Here is a 6,799-nt window from a genome sequence, read left to right as displayed (position 1 = left end):
CAGCAGCGCGGCGGCCGCGGCCGTACCGACCTGCCACACCGGCTGCGGCCGACAGCAGGCCGCCACCAGCAGCACCCCCGCCACGGCCACCGCGAGCCCCGCCCCGACGGCGGTCCACCCGGCGGGCACCCCGAGCGCGACGGCGGCCGCACCCCAGGCGGCCACCGCGGGCCCCGCCAGCCGCAGGTCCGACGCCGCAGGAGCCCGCCCGGGCCGGTCCGGCTCCGACACCCCGGCCTGCCCCCCAGGGGCGCTCACGGCCGCACCAGCCCGCGCAGGTCGGAGAACCTGCGCTCGCCGATGCCGTCGACCTGCCGGAGGTCCTCCACGGCCCGGAACCCGCCCCGGGCGGTGCGGAAGTCGACGATGTGCCGGGCGAGCACCGGTCCCACCCCGGGCAGTCCGTCCAGCTGCTCCACGGTCGCGGTGGCCAGGCTCAGCGGGCCGGAACCCGGACCGCCACCGCCACCCCCCGGAGCAGGCTGCGCGACGACCCCCACCAGCACCTGTTCGCCGTCCACCAGGACCCGGGCCAGATTGAGCCCCGTGGTGTCGGTGCCGGGCCGCACTCCTCCGGCGGCGGTCAGCGCATCCTGCACCCGCGAGCCGCCGGGCAGCCGCCGCACTCCGGGGTCCCGGACCTTGCCGCTGACGTCCACCACGATGCGGGTGCCTCCGGCGGCGGGCCCCGGCCCCGCGGGCACGGCCGGTGCCGATGCCGGGGCGACCACCGCGGGAGCCGTCACCGGCTGCGGGCGCCCGGACCAGTACTGCTGGGCGGCGAACCCGACCGCCGCGACCAGCACCACGGCGACGGCGGCCACCGTCCGCGGCTCCACCCCGCACCGGCCCTGCACCCAGACGGGCAGCCGCTCCCGCAAGGCCAACCGCCAGCCACCCCGCACCCCACCCAACGCCTCCCCAGGCGGCCCGACCCCGACGGCCTCGCCCGCCCCCACAAGCCGCCCCGCCCCCACAAGCCGCCCGGCCCCCAGGTCCTGCCGCGGCTCCCCCACCTCGACGCCCCCGACCGGCCCGATCCGCCCGGCCGCCTCCACAGCGCCCGCGGCCGCCCTGACAGGACGCCCAACCTCCACACGCTCCCCCGTCCCGACCGGCCCGGCGGCCCCCGCCGGCCCCGCCACCCCCACCGGCTCGGGCCAAGCCCGGGGATAGGCGCCCAGCCAGGGCTCGACATCGGGCGGCGGGTCAGCCACCCTCCCGACCCCGGCCTCCGCCCGCACCCCAGCACCAGCACCAGCACCAGCACCAGCACCAAGAGCGGAATCCGCCTCCGGCACCGCCGTCGGCGGCGAGCTGCCCGCCAGCAGGGCCTCCGCCCGGCGGCGCACCAGGGCGGGGTCGGGACGGACCCGCCGCCGCTCCCGGAGCCGCCCGTCGGAGCCGCGCCCCCGCCCCGGCCCACTCCCGGCACCACCGGCACGAGCCGGGGCACGACGGCCACCGCCCACACCACCCACCCCACCCGCACCGTCACCGGCCGGAGCGGAGTCAAGAACATCAGTTGCCTCGGAGAGGCCCGCCACACGCGTTCGCAGAGTCATGCCACGACGCTAGGCCCGATCCCCGACCCGCGTTCGGAGCCTTCAATTCCGGTGGACAGCCCGCCCGTTGTGGATATCCCCGCCACCCGTTCCGGTGATCAGCGGGGCGATACGACAGCCGCCAGCAGCCCCGGCCCGGTGTGCGCGCCGATGACCGCCCCCACCTCGCTGACGTGCAGCTCGACCAGACCCGGGATGCGCTCGCGGAGCCGCTGGGCGAGCTTCTCGGCCCGCTCCGGGGCCGCGAGGTGGTGCACGGCCACGTCGACGCTGCGCGACCCGGCCCGTTCGACGGCCAGCTCCTCCAGGCGCGCGATGGCCTTCGAGGCCGTCCGCACCTTCTCCAGCATCTCGATCCGCCCGCCGTCCAGCGTGAGCAGCGGCTTGACCGCCAGCGCCGACCCCAGGAGCGCCTGCGCGGCCCCGATCCGCCCGCCGCGCCGCAGGTAGTCGAGGGTGTCCACGTAGAAGTACGCCGACATCTCCCCCGCCCGCTTCTCGGCCGCGGCCACGGCCTCGTCGACGGAGCCCCCGGCGTCGGCCGCTTCCGCGGCGGCGAGGGCGCAGAAGCCGAGGGCCATCGCGACCATCCCGGTGTCGACGACCCGTACCGGAACGGGAGCCGTCTTCGCCGCGACCACGGCGGCGTCGTAGGTACCGGAGAACTCGGAGGAGAGGTGCAGGCTGACGATGCCGGTCGCGCCGGCGTCCGCCGCCGCCCGGTAGGCCCGTACGAACTCCTCCGGGCCGGGGCGGGAGGTGGTGACCGGCCGACGCTTCTGCAGGGCGACGGCGAGGCTGCGGGCGGAGATCTCCGTGCCCTCCTCCAGGGCCTCGTCGCCCAGGACCACGGTCAGGGGGACGGACGTGATCCCGTGCCGCGCCATCGCCGGAGGGGGCAGGTAGGCCGTGGAATCGGTGACGATCGCGACATGGCGGGACATGAGCCGGAGGTTACCGCCAGAGTCCAAGATCCGGCAGCCCGGGCCCCCGCGCCCCGCCTCCCACGGCCCTCACGCCCTTCCCGCACCGCCTCCCTCAGGTGGTGGCCTCCGGCCGCGGAGCCTTCTGCCAGGGGTAGCGCGCCGCCGGAGCGGCAGGATTCAGCGCCGCCGGCGACTGGGTCTCCCCCGCCGAAGCTCCGGCCGGGGCCCCCGCCGAGGCCGGTCCCTGCGGCGGGGCCGGTTCCTGGCGCTTCCCCGCGCCACCCGCATGCTCCGCGTCCCAAGCCGCCGCAGCGGCCGCCAGGTCGTCCACCGACTCCCGCGACCAGTCCCGCAGCGCACCCGACTCCATCTCGATCTGCTCGGACAGGACCGTCAGGTCGTCGTCCGCGAACCGGCGGGCACGGTCACGCGCCGCCCACCGCAGCGAGTCCGACGCCTGCGTGATCTTCGCGGTGCGTTCCCGCAGGTCCGGCAGGCTGTCCGCTATCCGCCGACGGTCCGGTTCCTGCTCCAGCCGCTTCAGCTCGGCGTCCAGCTCGTGCCCGTGGGCGCTCAGCCGTTCGAAGAGCCCGATCGATTCCTGCAACGAGCTGTCCGCCTGTACGCCCTGGTAGAGCGCCTGCTGCGTGGCCCGCATCGAGGTCCGCAGGTCCAGCCGCAGCTGCGCCAGCGCGCCCGTGACACCGACCTGGCCGAAGCTCTTGGCCTTCAGGGTGGTGTCCTCGACGGTGCGGCGGGCCTGGGTGATCGTCCGGTCCACGCCCCGCTTCGCCGCGCCGACCACCTTCACGGTGACCAACACTCCCAGCCCCAGAAAGGTGAACAGCACCAACAGGGCAAAGATGATCAAAGCGCCCGCCTCCATGAGGTTCCCTTTCTCCGCCGTCCCCGTCCCCTCCACCGTAAACGCCGAGGGCAGGTCGGGGGTTCCAATCGAACCCCCAACCTGCCCGTACGGGATGTCCCCCATCCCAGGGGTGGTCACCTCAGGCGATGACCTCAGACGACCTCAGACGACCTCAGGCGACGACCTCGGACGGCCTCAGACGACGACCTCGGATGACCTCGGACGACCTCAGATGACGATGTTCACCAGCTTCGGCGCACGCACGATCACCTTGCGGATCTCGGCCCCGCCCAGCGCCGCCACGACGCCCGCGTCGGTGACCGCCAGCTGCTCCAGCTCGGCCTCCGAGATGGCCGGCGACACCTCCAGGCGCGCCTTGACCTTCCCCTTGACCTGCACCACGCAGGTGACCGTCTCGTCCACGACGTACGCCGGGTCCGCGACCGGGAAGTCCTGGTGCACCACCGAGTCGGTGTGGCCCAGGCGGCGCCACAGCTCCTCCGCGATGTGCGGCGCCAGCGGGGCGACCAGCAGCACCAGCCGCTCGGCGACCGAGCGCTCCAGCGGCCGGCCCGCCTTCGTCAGGGTGTTGTTCAGCTCGGTGATCTTGGCGATGGCGGTGTTGAACCGCAGGCCCGCCATGTCGCCGCCGACTCCGTCGATCGCCTTGTGCAGGGCGCGCAGGGTGTCCTCGCCGGGCTCCGCGTCCACGACGGTGACCGCGCCGGTCTCCTCGTCGACGATGTTGCGCCACAGGCGCTGCAGCAGCCGGTACTGGCCGACCACGGCACGCGTGTCCCACGGGCGCGAGACGTCCAGCGGGCCCATCGCCATCTCGTACAGGCGCAGGGTGTCCGCGCCGTACTCCTCGCAGATCTCGTCGGGCGTGACGGCGTTCTTCAGGGACTTGCCCATCTTGCCGTGCTCACGCTTGACCGGCTCGCCCTGGTAGAAGTAGCCGCCGTCGCGCTCCTCGACCTCGGCCGCCGGCACGTACACGCCGCGCGCGTCGGTGTACGCGTAGGCCTGGATCATGCCCTGGTTGTACAGCTTGTGGAACGGCTCGGCCGAGGAGACGTGGCCCAGGTCGAACAGGACCTTCGACCAGAAGCGCGCGTACAGCAGGTGCAGCACCGCGTGCTCGGCGCCGCCCACGTACAGGTCGACGCCGCCGTGCGGCGCGCCCTCGCGCGGACCCATCCAGTACCGCTCGATCTCCGGGTCGACCAGCGCCTCGGAGTTGTTCGGGTCCAGGTAGCGCAGCTCGTACCAGCAGGAGCCCGCCCAGTTGGGCATGGTGTTGGTCTCGCGCCGGTAGCGCTTGACGCCCGCGCCGTCGCCCAGGTCCAGCTCCACGTCGACCCACGCCTCGTTGCGCGACAGCGGGGTCTCCGGCTTGGAGGTGGCGTCGTCGGGCTCGAAGGTGCGCGGCGAGTAGTCCTCGACCTCGGGCAGCTCCAGCGGCAGCATCGACTCGGGCAGCGGGTGCGCGACGCCGTCCTCGTCGTAGACGATCGGGAAGGGCTCGCCCCAGTAGCGCTGACGGCTGAACAGCCAGTCGCGCAGCCGGAAGTTGACGGTGCCCTCGCCGATGCCGCGCTCGGCCAGCCAGTCGGTGATGGCGGCCTTGGCCTCGACGACGCCCATGCCGTCCAGCGAGATCCCGTCGCCCGCGGAGTCGGCCCGGCTCGCCGAGTTCATCAGCTTCGCGTCGTACGAGACGAACGCCTCGTCCCACTCGGCCGGGTCGGCGTCGCGCCCGTCGGTCGGCTCGACGACGCAGCGGACCGGCAGCTCGAAGGCGCGCGCGAACTCGAAGTCGCGGCCGTCGTGCGCCGGGACGGCCATGATCGCGCCGGTGCCGTAGCCCATCAGCACGTAGTCGGCGATGAAGACGGGGACCTGGTCTCCGCTGACCGGGTTGGTCGCGTACGCGCCGGTGAAGACGCCGGTCTTGTCCTTGGCCTCGGCCTGCCGCTCGACGTCCGACTTCGACGCGGCCTGCTTGCGGTACGCGTCGACGGCGTCGGCCGGGGTGGCGTGGCCGCCGGTCCACACGGAGTGGGTGCCCTCGGGCCAGGCGGCCGGGACGATCGAGGAGACCAGCTCGTGCTCGGGCGCCAGCACCATGTACGTGGCGCCGAACAGCGTGTCGGGGCGGGTGGTGAAGACGGTGATCGCGCCCGCGTCGCCGACGGCGAAGTCGACGCGCGCGCCCTCGCTGCGGCCGATCCAGTTGCGCTGCTGCAGCTTGATGGCCTCGGGCCAGTCCAGCGCGTCCAGGTCGTCCAGCAGCCGGTCGGCGTACGCGGTGATCCGCATGTTCCACTGGCTCAGCTTGGCCTTGAACACCGGGAAGTTGCCGCGCTCGGACCGGCCGTCCGCGGTGACCTCCTCGTTGGCCAGTACGGTGCCCAGCCCGGGGCACCAGTTCACGGGCGCGTCCGAGGCGTAGGCCAGGCGGAAGCCGTTCAGTACGTCGGCACGCTCGCCCGCGGTCAGCTCCGCCCAGGCGCGGCCGCCGGGGACCTCACGGGTGCCGTTCTCGAAGGCGGCGACCAGCTCGGCGATCGGGCGGGCCTTCTTCGCGTCGGCGTCGTAGAAGGAGTTGTAGATCTGCAGGAAGATCCACTGCGTCCACTTGTAGTACTCGGGGTCGATCGTCGCGAACGAGCGGCGCTTGTCGTGGCCCAGGCCCAGCCGGCGCAGCTGGACCTTCATGTTCTCGATGTTCGCCTCGGTCGACACGCGCGGGTGCGTGCCGGTCTGGACGGCGTACTGCTCGGCCGGCAGGCCGAAGGCGTCGAAGCCCAGGGTGTGCAGGACGTTGTGGCCGGACATCCGCTGGTGGCGGGCGAAGACGTCGGTGGCGATGTACCCGAGCGGGTGGCCGACGTGCAGGCCCGCACCGGACGGGTACGGGAACATGTCCATGATGAACTTCTTGGGCCGTGCGACGAGCGCCGCTGCCTGAGAAGACCCGGTACCGGCCAGGTCACCGGTCGGGTTCGGCGCCTCGTAGGTGCCCTCCGCGTCCCATACGTCCTGCCAGCGTGCCTCGATGTCGGCGGCCATGGCAGCCGTGTAACGGTGCGCCTCGGCCGCCTCGGGGGCCGGGGTGTTCGTCTCGCTCATGATTTCTGAAGCTCCATCGATCGTCTCTGCCGTCTCTGCCTGCCCAAACGAAAAAACCCCTCGCACAGGAGGGGACGCCGCGCCGATGCCGACCGTCTCGAAGGGTCGGCACTGATCAGCGCGGCTCGGTAAGCAGAAGGCGTACGGCACGCATGGCGTCAGGGTACCGCAGCGCCCCCTACGGGTGCTCTGCCGTTCCGCGCAGCGGGCACGTCCGGCAGTGGGCGCGTCCAGGGGCACGACGAGAAGCGGGGGGCCCGCGCCCGGGGGGGCCCGGGGTGCCAGTGGGGGGCAGGGGGTGTTTA

5 protein-coding genes are annotated in these 6,799 nt (G+C 73.4%); all 5 read right to left on the bottom strand.

The window, feature by feature from the left end:
* On the bottom strand, positions 1 to 258 hold a 258-nt coding region (locus tag ACFV0Q_RS36150), incomplete at its 3' end, for a hypothetical protein (RefSeq protein WP_385011448.1).
* Entirely contained in the window at positions 255 to 887 is a 633-nt protein-coding gene (locus ACFV0Q_RS36145) for a helix-hairpin-helix domain-containing protein (RefSeq protein WP_385011446.1), read from the bottom strand. The genes ACFV0Q_RS36145 and ACFV0Q_RS36150, both read right to left, overlap by 4 nt.
* Before the next feature lie 776 nt (positions 888 to 1,663).
* The gene (locus tag ACFV0Q_RS36140; protein ID WP_385011444.1) at positions 1,664 to 2,509 is read right to left on the bottom strand and encodes a DegV family protein; all 846 of its coding nucleotides are present in this window, start codon (positions 2,507 to 2,509) and stop codon (positions 1,664 to 1,666) included.
* Between the two features lie 94 nt (positions 2,510 to 2,603).
* Complete coding sequence (locus ACFV0Q_RS36135) at positions 2,604 to 3,377, bottom strand: hypothetical protein (RefSeq protein ID WP_385011442.1); 774 nt, start codon at positions 3,375 to 3,377, stop codon at positions 2,604 to 2,606.
* Between the two features lie 210 nt (positions 3,378 to 3,587).
* Positions 3,588 to 6,494: a leucine--tRNA ligase gene (gene leuS, locus ACFV0Q_RS36130; RefSeq protein ID WP_385011440.1), complete on the bottom strand. Its 2,907-nt coding sequence runs from the start codon at positions 6,492 to 6,494 to the stop codon at positions 3,588 to 3,590.
* Between the last annotated feature and the right edge of the window lie 305 nt (positions 6,495 to 6,799).

It is taken from the genome of Streptomyces sp. NPDC059564, assembly GCF_042735575.1.
Taxonomy (GTDB): Bacteria; Actinomycetota; Actinomycetes; order Streptomycetales; family Streptomycetaceae; genus Streptomyces.
Note: the sequence above shows the minus strand (reverse complement) of the source record. Positions and strands in the feature narration are given on the sequence as shown.

Coding starts and splice junctions, on each gene's coding strand:
- ACFV0Q_RS36140 (WP_385011444.1), bottom strand. CDS start 2,509: ATGTCCCGCCATGTCGCGATCGTCACCGATTCCACGGCCTACCTGCCC.
- ACFV0Q_RS36135 (WP_385011442.1), bottom strand. CDS start 3,377: ATGGAGGCGGGCGCTTTGATCATCTTTGCCCTGTTGGTGCTGTTCACC.
- leuS (WP_385011440.1), bottom strand. CDS start 6,494: ATGAGCGAGACGAACACCCCGGCCCCCGAGGCGGCCGAGGCGCACCGT.